Origin of the sequence: Gemmobacter nectariphilus DSM 15620, from assembly GCF_000429765.1 — a bacterium.
Classification (GTDB): Bacteria; Pseudomonadota; Alphaproteobacteria; order Rhodobacterales; family Rhodobacteraceae; genus Wagnerdoeblera; species Wagnerdoeblera nectariphila.
Window position 1 is genome coordinate 269,183 of the sequence record NZ_AUCM01000005.1, and the last position, 18,196, is coordinate 287,378.

At 67.7% G+C, this 18,196-nt stretch carries 10 protein-coding genes; 7 read left to right on the forward strand and 3 right to left on the reverse strand.

Features of this window, described 5'->3' with window-relative positions:
* Positions 1-218 precede the first annotated feature (218 nt).
* Positions 219-2,771: a hybrid sensor histidine kinase/response regulator gene (locus G481_RS0106335; protein WP_028029279.1), complete on the reverse strand. Its 2,553-nt coding sequence runs from the start codon at positions 2,769-2,771 to the stop codon at positions 219-221.
* Positions 2,772-2,908: 137 nt separating this feature from the next.
* On the opposite strand from G481_RS0106335, the gene G481_RS0106340 reads away from it, so the two are divergent.
* Positions 2,909-8,332: an alpha-2-macroglobulin family protein gene (locus G481_RS0106340; protein ID WP_028029280.1), complete on the forward strand. Its 5,424-nt coding sequence runs from the start codon at positions 2,909-2,911 to the stop codon at positions 8,330-8,332.
* On the forward strand, positions 8,329-10,362 hold the full coding sequence (gene pbpC, locus G481_RS0106345; protein ID WP_028029281.1) for a penicillin-binding protein 1C: 2,034 nt from the start codon (positions 8,329-8,331) through the stop codon (positions 10,360-10,362). Before G481_RS0106340 ends, pbpC begins: the two co-directional genes overlap by 4 nt.
* Before the next feature lie 233 nt (positions 10,363-10,595).
* On the opposite strand, the gene trhO is transcribed toward pbpC, so the two are convergent.
* On the reverse strand, positions 10,596-11,516 hold the full coding sequence (trhO, locus tag G481_RS0106350) for an oxygen-dependent tRNA uridine(34) hydroxylase TrhO (RefSeq protein ID WP_028029282.1): 921 nt from the start codon (positions 11,514-11,516) through the stop codon (positions 10,596-10,598).
* A 121-nt stretch (positions 11,517-11,637) separates the two neighbouring features.
* Between trhO and pncA the strand changes: the two genes are divergently transcribed.
* The 4 genes from pncA (at position 11,638) to G481_RS0106370 (ending at position 16,318) form a co-directional block, all read left to right on the forward strand.
* Positions 11,638-12,246 carry a bifunctional nicotinamidase/pyrazinamidase gene (gene pncA, locus G481_RS0106355; RefSeq protein WP_028029283.1) on the forward strand — a complete coding sequence of 203 codons (609 nt, stop codon included), beginning with the start codon at positions 11,638-11,640 and terminating at the stop codon, positions 12,244-12,246.
* Positions 12,247-13,536 (forward strand): nicotinate phosphoribosyltransferase, encoded by a 1,290-nt coding sequence (gene pncB, locus G481_RS0106360; protein ID WP_028029284.1) that lies wholly within the window; start codon positions 12,247-12,249, stop codon positions 13,534-13,536.
* A 233-nt stretch (positions 13,537-13,769) separates the two neighbouring features.
* The gene (gene aspS, locus G481_RS0106365; protein ID WP_028029285.1) at positions 13,770-15,548 is read left to right on the forward strand and encodes an aspartate--tRNA ligase; all 1,779 of its coding nucleotides are present in this window, start codon (positions 13,770-13,772) and stop codon (positions 15,546-15,548) included.
* Entirely contained in the window at positions 15,548-16,318 is a 771-nt protein-coding gene (locus G481_RS0106370) for a BglII/BstYI family type II restriction endonuclease (RefSeq protein ID WP_028029286.1), read from the forward strand. Before aspS ends, G481_RS0106370 begins: the two co-directional genes overlap by 1 nt.
* Before the next feature lie 148 nt (positions 16,319-16,466).
* Here the strand turns inward: G481_RS0106370 and G481_RS0106375 are convergent, their stop codons facing one another.
* On the reverse strand, positions 16,467-17,099 hold the full coding sequence (locus G481_RS0106375; RefSeq protein WP_028029287.1) for an MT-A70 family methyltransferase: 633 nt from the start codon (positions 17,097-17,099) through the stop codon (positions 16,467-16,469).
* 149 nt (positions 17,100-17,248) lie between these two features.
* On the opposite strand from G481_RS0106375, the gene G481_RS23020 reads away from it, so the two are divergent.
* A complete protein-coding gene (locus G481_RS23020) occupies positions 17,249-18,166 on the forward strand; it encodes a DMT family transporter (protein ID WP_051294339.1) in 918 nt (305 codons plus the stop codon).
* Positions 18,167-18,196 lie beyond the last annotated feature (30 nt).

Below are 18,196 nucleotides of genomic sequence, written 5' to 3' on the forward strand. Positions count from 1 at the left end.
GGCTTTGCCATCGGACCCGGGGCACTGACACCAGCCGAGGCCCCCGTTCACCTTGCTCCAAATACCCATCCGCCGCCCGCAGCCAGCACACCGGCCGGGGAGATAGCTGACAAGGCGCTCCCGCCCCCTTGCGCAGCGCCGTTCCGGCGCGGCACAAGGCGTTGGGCCGCGCACCGCGCCAAGGGCGCGGTGCGGGCGCGTTAATCGGTGCGGGCGCGCTAATCCTCGGCCGTTGCGCCGATCTGGCGGGCCATGGGGGGCGCCATTTCGGCGATCATCCGCACGATCGCGCTTTTGCGCAGAGGTTTGGTCATGTAGCGGTCGATGCCGGCCGCCAGAACCGCAGCCTCGTCCCCGTCCATCGCATGGGCCGTCAGGGCCACGATGGGGACATGGGCGCCGCTGGAGGCCTCGGCGGCGCGGATGGCGCGGGCGGCCTCTTTGCCGTCCATTTCCGGCATGGAAATATCCATGAAGATCAGGTCGGGGTGGAAACTGTGCCACAGATCCACCGCCTCGCGCCCGTTTGCGGCGAATTCCAGTTCGATGTCCAGATCGCGCACCATCTTGCCGAACACCAGCTGGTTGGTGCGGTTGTCTTCGGCCGCCAGCACCCGCATGGCGCGTCCGGCAAGGGGCGCGGAAACCGGCGCCGGCGGGGGGGCCGGTGCCTCGGTCACCGAAAGTGCGCGCAGGCGCCCGAAAAGTTCAGATCGCAGGATAGGCTTTTGCAGCGTCGCCGCCAGATATTGCGCGCCCGTTCCGGCCCTTGCCGCAGCCGGGTTGGACGATAGCAGCACGATCGGCTGGCGATGCCCCGCCGCCCGGATCGCCGCAGCCAGGGCCAGGCCGTCCATCTCGGGCATGTCGTGATCTGTCAGCACGACATCGACCGCGCTGCCCTGTGCCAAAGCCTCCAGCGCCTCGGCGCCGGAACGGCAGACCACGGTTTCCACCCCGGCGGTTTCCAGCTGGCGCTGCAAGATGGTGCGGTTGATGAACTGATCGTCCACGATCAGCGCCCGGCGCAGGGTGATCGGCACCCCCGGCATGGGCGGCGCGCCTTCGGCCACCGGCAGCGCAAGACGGAAGCCAAAGCACGAGCCGCGCCCGGGATCGGATTCCACCCAGACCGCGCCGCCCATCCGCTCGATCAGGCGCCGCGTGATGGCCAGCCCCAGCCCGGTCCCTTCGAACTTGCGGTTCGCCGCATCCTCGACCTGATTGAATTCGCCAAAGATGTGGTCAAGGTGCTGGGGCGCGATGCCGATGCCGGTATCCTCGACCGTGACATGCAGCTGCTGCAGGCCGTCTTCCGCCTCGATCCCGACGATGCGGATCAGCACATGTCCGCTGTCGGTGAACTTCACCGCATTGCCGACCAGATTGGTCAGCACCTGCCGCAGCCGGCCCGGATCGCCAATGAAACGGGTGGGCAGGAACATGTCATAGTCGATCAGGATGTCGATGCCCTTGCCGCGTGCCCTGGGCTGCAACAACATCGCAACCTCGTGGATCACCCGTTCCAGATCAAAGGGTTCCGGATAGAGCGTCAGTTTTTCCGCCTCGATCTTGGAATAGTCCAGGATGTCGTTGATGATGACCAGCAGCGCCTCGCCCGAGGATTTGATCGTCTCGGCGAACAGGCGCTGTTCTTCGGTCAGGGCGGTATCGCACAACAATTCGGCCATTCCGACGACTCCATTCATGGGGGTGCGAATTTCGTGGCTCATATTGGCAAGAAAGGCCGATTTGGCGCGGTTGGCGGCCTCGGCCGCGGCGCGGGCGGCTTCCAGTTCGGCCTCGCGGCGCTTTTGTTCGGTGATGTCGATGCGCAGGCCGACGCGGCCGCCATCGGGGGTGCGGCGTTCAAGTATGCGCAAGGACCGGCCATCGGCGAAATGCTGTTCGGTGTCGATTTCAGGCATGGACTGCCAGGACAGGCGTTCGGCCAGCCATTCCTCCTCGCGGCCTTCGGCTTCGGCATAGACGCCGCGCGACAGGCCATCGCGGATCAGGTCCTCGAATGTGGCGCCAGGGCGCGTGACCTCTTCGGCGCCTGGATAGCGGGTGCGGAAGCGGTCGTTGCACATGACCACGCGGTCCTGGCTGTCGAACAGCACAAAGCCATCCTGCAAGGCCTCGATCCCGGCGACGACGCGCATCTGTTCGGTGATGTCGATGGCCAGGGTGACCATGCCCCCATCGCGGGACCGGCGGTCGATCAGGCGCACCCAGGAGCCGTCCGAAAACTGCGTATCCTGCGGGGGAATCGGGTCAAGATCCCACCTTGCGCACATGCGCGCCGCCCAGTCGTCCGGCGGTTCGTCCCCGATCCGCATCACGCCGCGATGGGCGCATAGCTGCGCAAGGTCGGCATAGACGATGCCGGGACGCACCTCGGGGTGGCCTTCGAACGGGCGCAGATAGGCCTTGTTCGCCATGACCAGCCGATGCTGGGCATCGAACACCGCAAAGCCGTCGCGGATGGTGTTGATCGAATCCCACAGCCGCCGTTCGGCCATGACCGCGGCGGTATGGGCGCGTTCCAGATCCGACAGGAAGCGCGAGTTCTGGCCGCGCAGCACCTCGGCCTGCGATCGGGCCGAGGCGGCGGCATGGCGCTGTTCGACGATCTGTTCGGTCAGCGCGCGGGCATGCAGGGCCAGCTTTTCATTGGCGGCGTGCAATTCGCGGCTTTTCAGGTCCAGCAGCCGTTCCGCCGCCAGCCGTGCCCGCCGTTCCTGTGCCAGCCGCTCTGCAATATCCATGCCTGTTCCGGCCCCGTCGTTTCCGCGCCTCACATTGCGCAGCTTGAGGTGAACAGCCGGTTAACCGCGAACCGCCCCGGCTTGCTTTGCGGGCCCCATGCTGGCAGCATTCGCCCGCCTGCCGAGGGAGATTTGAGATGCGTATTCGTGCCCTGTCCATTGCCGTTCTGGCATTTGCCGCCCTGTCCGCCCCGCTTCATGCCCAATCGCTGCTGCCAGAGCGGCGCAGCGTGCTGGCCGAGGGGTTCGACCTGCCGGGCGGCGATCTGCGGACGATTCTCGATACCTCGCTGGAAGCGTGCGAGCGGGCCTGTCTGAGCGACCGGCGCTGCACGGCCTTTACCTACAATGCCCGCAACGGATCGTGCTTTCCCAAGTCGCAGCCGGGGCAGGCCGCGCCCTATGCCCGCGCGATTTCCGGCACGGTGATCGCCACCGCGCCTCAGGCGCAGGCCACGGCCAAGGCGCGGGCCGAAGACCTGGGCTTTCTGCCCGGCTGGGTGAAGACGCGCGCCACCGATCAAGCCGCCGCGCTAGGGCGGGCGCATGTTGCCGGGGCCTTTGACCTTGCCGCGCTGCGGCAGGCGGCGGTCGAGGCCGGGTCGGGCGGCGATCCGGCCCGCGCCATGCGGCTGTGGGGGGCGGCGGCGAATGTGTCGGACATCGCCTCGGACTGGGAAGAATATGCCCGCCTGTCGTTGACGGCTGCGAATGCCGATGGAAACCAGGCGCGGACCTTGCGCGAAACCGCCGTTCTGGCGGCGACCAATGCCTATCTGCGCTCGGGCACGGCGGCCCAGCGCCACACCATCCTGACCGTTCTGGCCGAGGCGCTGGAGGCAAATGGCATGGGGCGCAATGCCGTCGGTGCGCTGCGCCGGGCGCAGGAAATCCAGTTCCGCGACGATACCGAGACAGCCCTGGACCGGGTGGCGGGGCTTTACGGCCTGCGGATCGAGGAACACGAGGTTCAGGCCGATCTGGCCAGTCCCCGCCTGTGCGCGACCTTCACCGAGGATCTGGTCGAAAAGGGTCTCGACTATACCCCCTATGTCCAGCTGCCCGAGGCGGGCATGACCGTGGAACCCGGCGGCTGGCGCCAATTGTGCGTGGCCGGCATGAAACATGGCCAGCGCGTGAGCGTGACCTTCCGCGAGGGGCTGCCCGCCGCCGATGGTCAGACCCTGGCCAAGTCGGTCACGATCACCGCCTATGTGCGCGACCGCGCCCCGCAGGTGCGTTTTCCGGGCACCGGCTTCGTGCTGCCGCGCGGCGGGGCGCCTGCCTTGCCCGTCCAGACGGTCAACACGCCCCGGCTGGAGCTGGAGCTGTATCGCATTTCCGACCGCAACCTGATCCGCACCATGCAGGCCGACTGGCTGGCCCGCCCGATGGATGCGTGGGACGCCGAGCGGTTCTCGGATTCGGTGGGCGAGCGGATCTGGCAAGGCCGCGCCGAGGTTCCTGTCGAGGTGAATCGCGACATGACCACCCGCCTGCCGATGGCCGAGGCGCTGGCAGGCCAGCCTGCCGGGATCTACGCCCTGAAGGCCAGGGTGCCGGGCGCCGAGGATTATGACAACGCACCGGCGTGGCAATGGTTCGTCGTGTCGGATCTGGGGCTGACCACGCTGTCGGGCACCGACGGGCTGACGGTCGTCGTGCGCTCGCTGGCCGATGCGGGGGCCAAGGCGGGGGTGCGGGTCGAGCTGATCGCGCGCTCCAACCGGGTGCTGGGAACGGCGGTGACCGACGATCAGGGCGTGGCCCGCTTTGACGCCGCCCTAAGCCGAGGCACCGGCACGGCGCAACCCGCGCTGGTCACGGTGGCCGAGGGCGATAGCGACATGGCCTTCCTGTCGCTGACCGATCCCGAATTCGACCTGTCCGACCGCGGCGTTGCGGGGCGCGAGCCCAGCCCGCCGATCGATCTGTTCCTTGCGACCGATCGCGGCGCCTATCGCGCGGGCGAGACCCTGTTCGCCACCGCGCTGGCCCGCGATGGTCAGGCGCGCGCGCTGCCCGGCCTGCCGCTGACCGCCCGGCTGCGCCGCCCCGACGGGGTGGAATATTCCCGCCAGCGGATCACCGATGTGGCGGGCGGCTTTGCCTTTGCCATGCCGATTGCCGGCAATGCCCCGCGCGGGTCGTGGAAGCTGGACGTTCTGGCCGATCCCGACGCCCCGCCGCTGGCCACCGCCAGCTTTGTCGTCGAGGATTTCCTGCCCGAACGGATCGACTTTGCCCTGTCGCTGCCCGATGGCCCGGTGGCCTTGGGCGCCAGCTATGATCTGGGGATCGACGCGCGCTATCTGTTTGGCGCCCCCGGTGCTGGCCTGAGCGGCGAAGGCGAGGTGATCCTGCGCGAGGCCAAGGCGCTGGACGGCTTTCCCGGCTACCGCTTTGGCATGGCCGATGCCCCCTTCCGGCCCGAGCGCTTTGTCTTTGCCGATGGCGTGACCACGGGCGACGATGGCACCGGCATGCTGGCCGCCACCCTGCCCGATCTGCCAAACCCCGGCCGCCCGCTGGAGGCCGTGCTGCAGGTGCGTCTGGCCGAAGGCTCGGGCCGTCCGGTCGAACGCTCGCTCACCCGGCCGGTCACGCCGCCTGCGCCGCTGGTCGGCATCAAACCCGGCTTTGACGGTGTGGTGCCCGAACGTGGCGAGGCACGGTTCGATGCAATCGCGGTCGGGGCGGACGGCATGGCCGCCACCTGGCGGCTGGACCGGATCGAGACGCGCTATCAATGGTATCAGATGTATGGCGAGTGGAACTGGGAACCCATGACCACCCGCAGCCGCATTGCCGAGGCCAAGGTCACGCTGGGCCGCACGCCCGCCGCCATCGCCTCGGCGGTGGAATGGGGCGAATACGAACTGACGGTCAGCGCCGCCGATGGCAGCGCGGCAAGCTCGGTCCGGTTCAGCGCGGGCTGGTATGCGCCTGCCGACACCACCCGCAGCCCCGACACGCTGGAACTCTCGCTCGACAAGCCGGCCTATGCGCCGGGGGATACGGCGCGCCTGCGCATCGTGCCACGCGCCGCGGGAACGGCGCTGGTCTCGGTGCTGTCGAACCGTGTCGTTGCGCTGAAGGCGGTTGCCGTGACCGAGGGTGAGAACCTGATCGACCTTCCTGTCACCGACGACTGGGGCGCGGGGGTCTATGTCACGGCGTCCGTCCTGCGGCCGATGGATGCGGCGGCGGGCCGCCTGCCCGCCCGCGCCATGGGTCTGGCCCATGCCGCCATCGCACCGGGCGATCGCAAGCTGACCGCCACGCTGGAAACCCCGGCCGAGGCCGCCCCGCGCGGCCCGCTGGAGGTCGCGCTGAAGGTTCAGGGCGTGAAACCGGGCGAAACCGCCTGGGCCACCATCGCGGCGGTCGATGTCGGCATCCTGAACCTGACCGCGACCAAGGCGCCCGATCCCGAAGCCCATTACTTTGGCCAGCGCAAGCTGGGGGTCGGCATCCGCGATCTTTACGGGCGGCTGATCGACGGGCTGAACGGGGCCGAAGGCATCGTGCGCTCGGGCGGCGATGCGGCGATGCCGCGCCTGCTGGCCCCGCCGCCGACCGAGGATCTGGTCGCCTTTTTCGACGGGCCGGTCGAGGTTGGCACCGATGGCTATGCCCGCGCGGCGTTTGACCTGCCCTCGTTCAACGGCACGGTCCGGGTGATGGCGGTGGTCTGGTCGGACAGCGGCATCGGGCAGGCACAATCGGATGTACTGGTGCGCGATCCGGTGGTGGTCACGGCCAGCCTGCCGCGGTTTGTGCAACCGGGCGATGCCAGCCGCCTGCTGCTTGAAATCGTCCACGCGACCGGCCCTGCGGGGCGGATGGGGGTGGATGTCACCGCAGCGGGTGCCACGCTGGGCCCCGTTCCGTCCGGCGTCGATCTGGCGCAAGGCGGCAAGGCGGTGGTGCAGATTCCCGTGACCGCCGACACCGAAGGGCTGGCCCGCATCGAGGTGCGGCTGACCACCCCCGATGGCAAGGTTCTGGTCAAGCCGCTGAACCTGCCGGTGCAGGCGGGCGATCCCGAAACCCAGCGCCTGACCCGGCTGGAGCTGGCTCCCGGCCAGTCCGTCACGCTGGACAGTGCGCTGTTTGCCGATTTCCGTCCCGGCACCGCCCGCGCCATGGTCAGCGCCGGTAACCTCGCACGCTTCGATGCCCCCGGCCTGCTGGCCGCGCTGGACGCCTATCCCTATGGCTGCACGGAACAGATCACCTCGCGCGCGCTGCCGCTGATCTACTTCGATCAGGTGGCGCAGGCGATGGCCCTGCCCGGCGCCGCAACGGCGCGCGAGCGGATCGGTCAGGCGATTTCCGAGGTGCTGCTGAACCAGACCTCGGAAGGCGGGTTCGGGCTGTGGTCGGCGACCTCGGGCGGCGAGATGTGGCTGGACGCCTATGTCACCGATTTCCTGTCGCGCGCCCGTGCGCAGGGGTTCGAAGTGCCGGACCGTGCCTTCCGCGCCGCGCTCGACAACCTGCGCACGCGGGTGAACTATGCGGGTGACTTTGAACAGGGCGGCGAGGATCTGGCCTATGCGCTGATGGTCCTGGCCCGCGAAGGTGCGGCGGCCATCGGCGATCTGCGCTATTATGCCGATGTGAAGGCGGGCGATTTCGCCACCCCGCTGGCGGTCGCACAACTGGGCACGGCGCTGGCCTATTATGGCGATCAGCCCCGCGCCGATGCGCTGTTCCGCCGGGCGGCCGAACAGTCGATGAACCGCAAGGGGCGCGAGGCCGAACAGGTCTGGCGCGCCGATTTCGGGTCGAACCTGCGCGATGCGGCGGGGGTTCTGGCGCTGGCGCTGGAAACCGGCAGCACTGCGGTGAACCGCGAGGACTTTGCCACCCGCATCGCCGCCAGCGCCGGGGACCGCGCGCTGTCGACGCAGGAACAGGCCTGGATCCTGCTGGCCGCGAACGGCATGGTCGGCGGCCTGGGGGGCGAGGGGCTGACCGTGGACGGCACCGCCGTTTCCGGCCCGCTGGTTCGCCGCTTTGACGGCGGCGCACCGATGGTGATCGCCAACACCGGCGCGGCCCCGGCAACGCTGACCATCGCCGCCTTTGGCCAGCCGCAGGGCCGCGAAGATGAAGGCGGCAACGGCTATGCCATCGCCCGCAGCTACTACACCCTTGAGGGCGAAGAGGCTGATCCGACCCGCGTGAAATCCGGCACCCGGCTGGTCACCGTGCTGGAAGTCACGCCGCTGGGGTCGGGCGAGGCGCGGCTGATGGTGGCCGACCCGCTGCCCGCCGGGTTCGAGATCGACAACCCGAACCTTCTGCGCGGCGGCCAGATCGGCGCGCTGGACTGGCTGGAGACCGAAAGCGACGTCGCCCATTCCGAATTCCGGCAGGACCGCTTCCTGACCGCCATCGACCGGCGCGACGATCAGCCCTTCCGGCTGGCCTATATCGTCCGGGCGGTCAGCCCAGGCACCTTCCACCACCCGGCGGCCTCGGTCGAGGATATGTACCGCCCGACCTTCCGCGCCCGCACGGCCAGTGGCACGGTGACGGTCACGGAATGATCGCGCGGGCGGCCTTTGCACTGGCGGCCGGCCTGTGGCTGGCCGCCGCGGCGCGCGACGGGGCAGAGGCCTGGATCGACGCCACCACCCTGCCGCCCCTGACCATCGAAACCGGGGCCGAGGTGGTGGCCCGCGATGGCCGCCTGCTGCGCGCCTGGACGGTGGCGGACGGGCGCTGGCGGCTGGCGGCCGACAGCACGCAGGTCGATCCGCTGTTCCTGTCAATGCTGATCGCCTACGAGGACCGGCGCTTTGCCACCCACTTCGGGGTGGACGCGCGCGCCATGGTCCGGGCGGTGGCGCAGGCGGTCTGGAACGGCCGCGTGGTCTCGGGGGGGTCGACCCTGACCATGCAGGTCGCCCGGCTGCTCGAGGAAAGCGGCACGGGCAAGCTGTCAGGCAAGCTGCGCCAGATGCGCGTCGCGCTGGCGCTGGAGCGGCGGCTGACCAAGCCGCAGATCCTGAACCTGTATCTGCGGCTTGCCCCCTATGGCGGCAATCTGGAAGGGCTGCGCGCGGCCAGCCTGTCGTGGTTCGGGCGCGAGCCTGCGCGGCTGACACCCGCCCAGGCCGCCCTTCTGGTCGCCCTGCCGCAATCGCCTCAGGCGCGGCGCCCCGATCGCGGCGCCCGCGCAGCGGCCGACGGGCGTAGCCGTGTGCTGGACCGCGCCCTTTCCGCCGGGCTGATCAGCGCGGAAACCGCCGCCGCTGCCCGGACCGAACCCCTGCCATCGGCCCGGCGCGATTTTCCCCGGCTGGCCCCGCATCTGACCGACCGCCTGCGCCTTGCCGATCCTGCCCGCCTGCACATCGCCACCACGCTCGATGCCAGCTTGCAGGAACGGCTGGAGGGTCTGGCCACCGAAGCCGTCGCCCGCCAAGGCGAGCGGTTGCAGGTAGCCATGATCGTGGCCGACCACACATCGGGCGAGCTCCTCGCCTCGGTCGGCTCGGCGGCTTATGAAAACGACGCCCGCGAAGGCTTTGTCGACATGACGCAGGCGCTGCGCTCGCCCGGTTCCACCTTGAAACCGCTGGTCTATGCATTGGCCTTTGACCAGGGCCTTGCCCATCCCGAAACGCTGATCGAGGATCGCCCCGTCGCCTTTGGCCGCTATCAGCCGCAGAATTTCGACCGCCAGTTCCGCGGTACCGTCCGCGTGCGCGAGGCGCTGCAACTGTCGCTGAACATCCCCGTCGTCACGCTGACCGAGGCGATCGGCCCCGAACGGCTCATGCAGGGCCTGCGCCGCGCCGGGGTGCGGGCGGTGCTGCCGGGGGACGGCCCGCCAGGGCTTGCGGTCTCGCTGGGCGGGCTGGGTGTGACGCTGGAGGATCTGACCGGCCTTTACGCCGCGCTTGCCCGTGGCGGGGTCGCCCGCCCGCTTTCCCCCCTGCCCGACGGCAGAAGCGAAGGGGAACGCCTCGTCTCGCAGGTCGCGGCCTGGCAGGTGGGCAACATCCTGGCCGGGCTGCAGCCGCCCGATGGCTCTGCGCCGGGGCGCATCGCCTGGAAGACCGGCACCAGCTATGGCCACCGCGATGCCTGGGCCGTGGGCTGGGACGGGCGCCATGTCGCGGGCGTCTGGATGGGACGCGCCGATGGAACGCCGGTGCCCGGCGCCTTTGGCGGCGATCTGGCAGCGCCGATCCTGTTCGCCGCGTTGGCCCGCATCCAGCCCCAACCGCTGCCCCCGCCGCCCGCCGCCACCCTTCAGGTCGAGAACGCCCGCCTGCCGCTGCCCCTGCAACGATTCCGCCCGCGCGGCACCATTGCCGCCCCCGGATCGCTGCCGGAAATCGCCTTTCCCCCCGACGGGGCCGAGGTCGCGCTGGACGGCGCCCCCCTGCTGGCCCGCGTGCGCGGCGGCACCCCGCCCTTTACCTGGATGGCCGATGGCCAGCCGCTGGACATTGCCACCACCACCCGCGAAAGCCACCTGCCCTTGCCCCATCTGGGTCCGCTGACGCTCTCGGTGATCGACGCCAACGGCCAGGCCGCACGGGTCACGCTGACCCTCGCGCCCTGACGGGCTGCTTTGCCTTTTTCCAAATACCCATCCACGACCGGGTCCGGGAGCGAGTTGTCCACTAAGGCGCGAAGCGGGGCCGATCGACAGTCTGTCTGCTGACGCGCCTGGCTCTGGCGTTGGATGGGTATTTGGAAAAAGGCAAAAGCTGCAAACCGGGCGCGGGGCCGGCGGCTTTTGCGCAGGGGGCACGGCGGACAGGCAAGTGCCCGGCGCGGCGGAATGTCGGCACCCTATGCCTCGGGCATCGCCCCATCGCCCAGATGCACACCGCCGCGTGCCTCGGCCAGCCGCATCTGGCGCATCCGCTCGCGGAACCGCTCGCGCCGGGCGGTATCGTATTCGCCGATGCAGGCGTGGCAGCTGACACCTTCTTCATAGTCGGGGTGCCTGCGGTCTTCGGGGGTCACCGGGCGGCGGCAGGCATGGCACATGCCATTGTCGCCTTGCACCAGCCCATGCCCGACCGAGACCCGCTGATCGAAGACGAAGCATTCGCCCTGCCACAGGCTGTCCGACGCGGGCACTTCTTCCAGATACTTGAGGATCCCGCCTTTCAGGTGGAACACGTCCTGAACCCCCTGCCCCAGAAGGTAGTTGGTCGATTTCTCGCAGCGAATCCCGCCGGTGCAGAACATCGCGATGCGCTTGTTGTGAAAACGGTCGGCATTCTTGGCCCACCAGTCCGGAAACTCGCCAAAGCTGCGGGTGCCAGGATCGACCGCGCCCTGAAAGGTGCCGATGGCCACCTCATAGTCGTTGCGGGTGTCGATCACCACGACATCGGGGGCGCTGATCAGCGCGTTCCAGTCCTGCGGCTGGACGTAATGCCCCACACGGGCGCGAGGGTCGACATCGGGCTGACCCATGGTGACGATCTCGCGCTTGAGCCGCACCTTCATGCGGCCAAAGGGCATCCGGGCTGCCGGGCTTTCCTTCCACTCCAGATCGGCGCATCCCGGAAGCGCGCGGATATGCGCCAGCATGGCATCTATCCCGGCGCGCGAGCCGGCGATGGTGCCATTGATCCCCTCGGCCGCCAGCAGCAGCGATCCGCGCACACCCTGATCGCGCGCCAGCTGCAAGAGCGGTGCGCGCAGGGCGGCAGGGTCGGCAAAGCGGGTGAAATGATAGAGTGCGGCAACGGTGATCATGCCCATCCCCTGCGCCCGCCGCACAAAAAACGCAAGCCCCGCAACTGCCGCAGGCGATTGACGCGCCCGCCCTGGCCCCTTACGCAACGAAACTGTGACGGCCATGAGGGGGAGGATCCAGATGCGCCCGGCCACCGACGCCTTGATCGTGATCGACATCCAGAACGACTTTTGCCCCGGCGGCGCGCTGGCGGTGGCGGATGGCGATGCGATCATCCCCCGCGTGAATGCCCTGATGGATGATTTCGCAACCGTGGTGCTGACGCAGGACTGGCACCCGGCCGATCATGCCAGCTTTGCCGCCAATCACCCCGGCAAGGCCCCGTTCGAGACGGTGGACATGCCCTATGGTGCCCAGACGCTGTGGCCTGCCCATTGCGTGCAAGGCACGGATGGCGCCGCCTTTCACCCGATGCTGCGCACCGATCCGGCGCAGCTGGTGATCCGCAAGGGGTTCCGGTCCGGCATCGACAGCTATTCGGCGTTTTTCGAGAATGACCGCACCACGCCCACGGGTCTGGAGGGGTATCTGCGCAATCGCGGCGTGACCTCGGTGAGGCTGGTGGGTCTGGCGACCGATTTTTGCGTCGCGTTTTCCGCGCTGGATGCGGCGCGGCTGGGCTTTGCGGTGACGGTCGATCTGGCCGCCTGCCGCGGGATCGACCTTGGCGGATCAATGGACACCATGCGGGGCGCCATGATCGCCGCCGGTGTGGCGCTGGAGGGCTGAATGGACATTGCAACCCGCGTTCACAACCACAACTGGAAGATCGACCCGATCGTGCGGTCACTGATCGACACCGACTTCTACAAGCTGTTGATGTGCCAGTCGATCTATCGCAACAAGCCCGACACGACCGTCGAGTTCAGCCTGATCAACCGCACGAAATCGGTGCGGCTGGCCGATCTGATCGACGAGGGCGAATTGCGCGAGCAGCTGGACCATGTGCGCTCGCTCAGCCTGCGGCGGGGCGAAAGCACCTGGCTGCGCGGCAACATGTTCTATGGCAAGCGCCAGATGTTCCGCCCCGATTTCATGGAATGGTTCGAGGGGCTGCGCCTGCCGCCCTATCATCTGGAAAAGCGCGACGGACAGTACGAGCTGACCTTTGAAGGCAAATGGCCCGAGGTCATGCTGTGGGAAATCCCCGCGCTGGCCGTGCTGATGGAACTGCGCAGCCGCGCGGTTCTGAAAGGCATGGGCAAGTTCGAGCTTCAGGTTCTTTATGCCCGCGCCACCAGCCGGCTTTGGGAAAAGATCGAACGCCTGCGCCGGCTGGATCGGTTGAAGATCGCCGATTTCGGCACAAGGCGGCGGCACAGCTTCCTGTGGCAGGACTGGTGCGTCCAGGCCATGCAGGAAGGTCTGGGCGACAAGTTCACCGGAACCTCGAACTGCAAGATCGCCATGAACCGCGACATCGAGGCGATCGGCACCAATGCGCATGAACTGCCCATGGTCTATGCCGCACTGGCCCGCGACGATGCGGAACTGGCCGAGGCCCCCTATCGCGTGCTGGCCGACTGGCACGAGGAACACGAGGGCAACCTGCGCATCATCCTGCCCGACACCTATGGCAGCGAGGGGTTTTTGAAGCGGGCGCCCGACTGGCTGGCCAGCTGGACCGGCATTCGCATCGATTCCGGCGATCCGGGTCTGGGCGCGGAAACCGCGATCCGCTGGTGGCAGGAACGGGGCGAGGATCCGCGCCGCAAGCTGGTGATCTTTTCCGACGGGCTGGATGTGGACAAGATCGAGGAGCTGTATCACCAGTTCCTTGGCCGGGTGAAAGTGTCGTTCGGCTGGGGCACCAACCTGACCAATGATTTCCGCGCTCTGGTGCCGAACGATGCGCTGGCGCCCTTCAGCCTGGTGTGCAAGGCGGTCGCAGCGGACGGACGGCCCACCGTCAAGCTGTCGGACAACCCCAACAAGGCGATGGGACCGGCCGACGAGATCGCCCGCTACAAGCGCGTCTTTGGCGTGGGCGAGCAGACGGCGCGCGAGGTGCTGGTCTGACCCTTGTGCGGGGCCGGGCTGATCCTGTTCGGGCCCGCAGGCGGCACTTGCCGCATGTGGTGATCGCGGTCGCCTCTTTGGCCGTGGCGCCTTTGGCAGAGGGGGGCCTCCGGCGGGGATATTTGGGTCAAGGCGAAAGATGGGGGCGGGCGCGCCCCTGACTTCCCCTTGACTTCGGGCGCGCCCCGCGCTTTCACGGCGCGGTCACGAAAGCCCCGCGGAAAGGGAAGCCCATGCACGCCTATCGCAGCCATACCTGTGCCGAACTGAACAGCGCGAATGTCGGGCAGGATGTGCGCCTGTCGGGCTGGGTGCATCGGGTGCGCGACCATGGCGGTCTGCTGTTCATCGACCTGCGCGACCATTATGGCGTGACGCAGGTTCTGGCCGATGCCGACAGCCCGGCGCTGCCCGCGCTGGAGCGGCTGCGCGCGGAAACCTGCGTGCGCATCGACGGCAAGGTCAAGGCGCGCGATGCATCGCTGGTCAACCCCAAGCTGCCGACCGGCGAAATCGAGGTCTACTGCACCTCGGTCGAGGTGCTGGGGCCGTCGGACGATCTGCCGCTGCCGGTGTTCGGCGAGCCGGATTACCCCGAGGAAACCCGCCTGACCTATCGCTTCCTCGATCTGCGGCGCGAGACGCTGCATGCCAACATGATGCTGCGCTCGAACGTGATCCGGTCCATCCGCAACCGGATGTGGAACGCGGGCTTCAACGAATTCCAGACGCCGATCATCACCGCCAGCAGCCCTGAAGGGGCGCGAGACTTTCTGGTGCCCAGCCGTCTGCATCCGGGCAAGTTCTACGCCCTGCCGCAGGCGCCGCAGCAGTTCAAGCAGCTGCTGATGGTGTCGGGCTTTGACCGCTATTTCCAGATCGCGCCCTGCTTCCGCGACGAAGACCCGCGCGCCGACCGCAGCCCGACCGATTTCTACCAGCTGGATCTGGAGATGTCGTTCGTCACCCAAGAGGACGTGTTCGCCACCGTCCAGCCGGTGATTCAGGGCCTGTTCGAGGAATTCGGCCGCGGCCGCCCGGTCAGCACCGACTGGCCGCGCATCGCCTATCGCGATGCGATGCTGTGGTATGGCTCGGACAAGCCCGACCTGCGCAATCCGATCAAGATGCAGGTGGTGAGCGAGCATTTCCGCGGCTCGGGCTTTGCGATCTTTGCCAAGCTGCTGGAACAGGACGGCACCGAGATCCGCGCCATCCCCGCCCCGACGGGTGGCAGCCGCAAGTTCTGCGACCGGATGAATGCCTTTGCCCAACAGCAGGGTCTGCCGGGCATGGGCTATATCTTCTGGCGCGAGGAAGGCGGCCAGATGGAGGCGGCCGGCCCCCTGGCCAAGAACATCGGCCCCGAACGGACCGAGGCGATCCGCCAGCAGCTGGGCCTTGGCGTCGGCGATGCGGCGTTCTTCCTGGGCGGCAAGCCGGAAACCTTCGAGGCCGTTGCCGGCAAGGCCCGCAACGAGATTGGCCGCGAGCTTGGGCTGACCCAGACCGACCGCTTCGAATTCGCTTGGATCGTCGATTTCCCGATGTACGAAAAGGATCCGGAAACCGGCAAGGTTGACTTCAGCCACAACCCGTTCTCGATGCCGCAGGGCGGGCTGGATGCGCTGAACGGCGATCCGCTGAAGGTGCATGCCTATCAGTATGACCTGGCCTGCAACGGCTACGAGCTGATTTCCGGCGGCATCCGCAACCATACGCCCGAGATCATGTTCAAGGCCTTTGAACTGGCCGGCTATGGCAAGGACGAGGTCGAAAAGCGCTTTGGCGGCATGGTCAAGGCGTTCCGCTATGGCGCCCCGCCCCACGGCGGCTGCGCGGCGGGCATCGACCGCATCGTGATGCTGCTGGCAGACGAGGCAAACATCCGTCAGGTGATCCTGTTCCCGATGAACCAGCGGGCCGAGGATCTGCTGATGGGCGCCCCGTCCGAGCCCACGAACGATCAGCTGCGCGATCTGCGCCTGCGCGTGCTGCCGAAAGACGCCTGATGCTGGCGGATCTGCGCGCGGCCGGGTTCGACGTTCTGGCGCTGAACCATGCCGAGGCGATCCTCAGCCATGACTTTCCCGACGAGCTGGGCGGCCTAGTGGCCGCCCTTCGCGCTTTCCGCGTCGGCATTGCCGAGATGATCGGCGGGGGCGGCGGCGAAAGCGGCCAGACCCGCCGCCTGCGCCATGCGCTGACCGATGCCGGATGGCACAAGCACAAGTTCGGCGTGCTGACCATCGTCGACGGGTTTGAACGCGCTTCGATCAGCCACGAGGTCGATCACGTCCGCTTTGCCCGCAATGGCCGGCTGGCGCTGGAGATCGAATGGAACAACAAGGACCCGTTCTTCGACCGCGATCTGGAAAACTTCAAGCGCCTGCACGCCCTGTCGGCGATCAGCCTTGGCATCATCGTCACCCGCGGCCGCAGCCTGCAAGAGGCGCTGCTGCCCCGCATCCGCAGCTGGATGGACGCGCAGGGCCTTGCCTCCGAGGATGATCTGGACCGGCTGGGCATTTCGGAACGCACCACCGCCCAGCGGCGCGCGGTCGCCGCACAGGTCGCGCGCGGCACCGGCTTTGCCGAAGCCTTTGCGCGCAAGTTCGTCGCGGACAAATTCGGCGCCGCCAGCACCCATTGGTCAAAACTGGAAGATCGCGTCAGCCGCGGCGTCGGCAATCCCTGCCCGCTTCTGTTGATCGGCCTGCCCGAAGGCACCCTGTCGGACACCACACCGCAACTGCCCCCTGAACCGGACCTCTTCGCCTGATCGGCCGGCGCGGCCTCATTTCGCCTTGATCCAAATATCCCCGCCGGAGGCCCCGGCCCGCCACAGGCGCACCGCCGGGGATGCGCTGCGCATATCTCCGGCCAGCTCCCTCGCCAAACCGGGCGCAGGCCCGCCCCCCGGTCCCTTCCTATTCCGCCGCCATGCCGGAATTGTAGCCGTAGGTCTTCCAGGTCGGCTTGTAATCGGCATCCGCCTGGTTGCCCCAGACCGTCCAGCCTGGCCGCACACCGCGCCCGAACAGTTCCAGATAGGGCCCCCAGGAGCAGGATTCGATGATCTCGTATTGCTCGTCCGGCTTGCGGGAATGTTCGCGCTTGCGGGTGGACAGGAAATTCACCTGCCGCCGCCCGGCTTTCAGCGTCCGGACACTCTTGCCCCGCGTGCCGAACAGGATGATTTCCGTCACGTTACGGAAATAGAACCCCACGCCGCGACCGTCGGATCCGCCGTCCTTGCGTTCCTTGTGCCAGATCAGGTTCGACTTGTATTCGAACCCCCAGGCCGACAACACCTGAAGCCCTTCGGGCAGCAGCGCATTCGGCACCCAAAGGTAGCAATGCGCCCGGTCCTCCAGGTGCTCGGCCACCGGCAGGGCGCAGATATCTTCCAGCGTCATGGTCGGATAGCGCGACAGCCGCCGGTGTTCCGGCGCCACCTTGCCGGTGCGGTTGGCAAAGCGCCATGGCGGATCGGCCATCACGCAACCGAACCTGTCGGAGCCAAGAAAGCGGCGAAGATCCTGGATTGCGTCAGAGGTCATGGGCACAGATCGCGGGCAAGAGGTGTCCGGCCACTGTGAACAATGCCGGAACCGGAGTAAAGCGCCGATTGCCCCCGGGCAAGGTTGTGCCTGCCGACGAATGCGGTATGGTTGCCCCATCGCTCCCGACGAGGCCGCCGGAACCGCAGATGCCCCGACCAAGCCCCAATGCCGCCGGAGCACTTCTGGCGCTTGCCGCCTTCGGGATTTTCGCGACCCATGACGCGCTGATCAAGTCGCTTGCAAAGACCTATTCCCCGATCCAGATCGTGTTCTGCATCGCGCTGTTCAGCTTTCCGCTGTTGCTGGTCATGCTGGCGCGCGACAGGGTCAGCGGAACGCTGCTGCCGATCCACCCGCGTCTGATGATGTTTCGCGGCGTCTCGGTTGCGGTGTCAGCCCTGTCGGCGTTCTATGCCTTTTCGGTGCTGCCGCTTGCCCAAGCCTATGCGATCCTGTTCTCGACCCCGCTGATGATCACCGTGCTGGCCATTCCCCTGCTGGGGGAACGGGTCGGCCTGCGCCGCGCGCTGGCCGTGGCGGCAGGGCTGTGCGGGGTGCTGATCGTGCTGCGCCCGGGCAGCGCCGATCTTTCGCTCGGGCATCTGGCCGCGCTGACCTCGGCCACAGCCGGGGCCTTGAATGCCATCATCACGCGGCGGATCGGGCGACGCGAACGCTCGGCGGTGATGCTGCTTTATGCGATGGGCGGGAATTTCGTGCTGATGGGGCTGGCCATGCCCTTCGTCTATGTGCCGATGCCGGGGCCGGACATCTCGGTGATGATCGTCATCGCGGCGATGGCCTTTGCAGCTATGCAGCTGATCATCATGGCCTATCGGCGCGGCGAAGCGGTCATCGTCGCCCCGATGCAATATTCCCAGATCCTTTGGGCGACGGTCTATGGCGCGCTGTTCTTTGATGAACTGCCCACCCCGACAACCCTGATCGGCGCCGGACTCGTGATCGCAAGCGGTGTCTACATCCTGCTGCGCGAATCGAACGCGCGCACATCAGAGATCCGCCCCGTGCTGGGGCCGGACAATGGCAAGCCACCCACACTTTGACCGCATTATCCCCCTTGCGTTCCGCCCGCG

Excerpts from the sequence above, each read along its gene's own strand:
- G481_RS23020 (WP_051294339.1), top strand. The coding sequence starts at position 17,249 with ATGCCCCGACCAAGCCCCAATGCCGCCGGAGCACTTCTGGCGCTTGCC.
- G481_RS0106340 (WP_028029280.1), top strand. The coding sequence starts at position 2,909 with ATGCGTATTCGTGCCCTGTCCATTGCCGTTCTGGCATTTGCCGCCCTG.
- aspS (WP_028029285.1), top strand. The coding sequence starts at position 13,770 with ATGCACGCCTATCGCAGCCATACCTGTGCCGAACTGAACAGCGCGAAT.
- pncB (WP_028029284.1), top strand. The coding sequence starts at position 12,247 with ATGGACATTGCAACCCGCGTTCACAACCACAACTGGAAGATCGACCCG.
- G481_RS0106335 (WP_028029279.1), bottom strand. The coding sequence starts at position 2,771 with ATGGATATTGCAGAGCGGCTGGCACAGGAACGGCGGGCACGGCTGGCG.
- pbpC (WP_028029281.1), top strand. The coding sequence starts at position 8,329 with ATGATCGCGCGGGCGGCCTTTGCACTGGCGGCCGGCCTGTGGCTGGCC.
- G481_RS0106370 (WP_028029286.1), top strand. The coding sequence starts at position 15,548 with ATGCTGGCGGATCTGCGCGCGGCCGGGTTCGACGTTCTGGCGCTGAAC.
- trhO (WP_028029282.1), bottom strand. The coding sequence starts at position 11,516 with ATGATCACCGTTGCCGCACTCTATCATTTCACCCGCTTTGCCGACCCT.
- pncA (WP_028029283.1), top strand. The coding sequence starts at position 11,638 with ATGCGCCCGGCCACCGACGCCTTGATCGTGATCGACATCCAGAACGAC.
- G481_RS0106375 (WP_028029287.1), bottom strand. The coding sequence starts at position 17,099 with ATGACCTCTGACGCAATCCAGGATCTTCGCCGCTTTCTTGGCTCCGAC.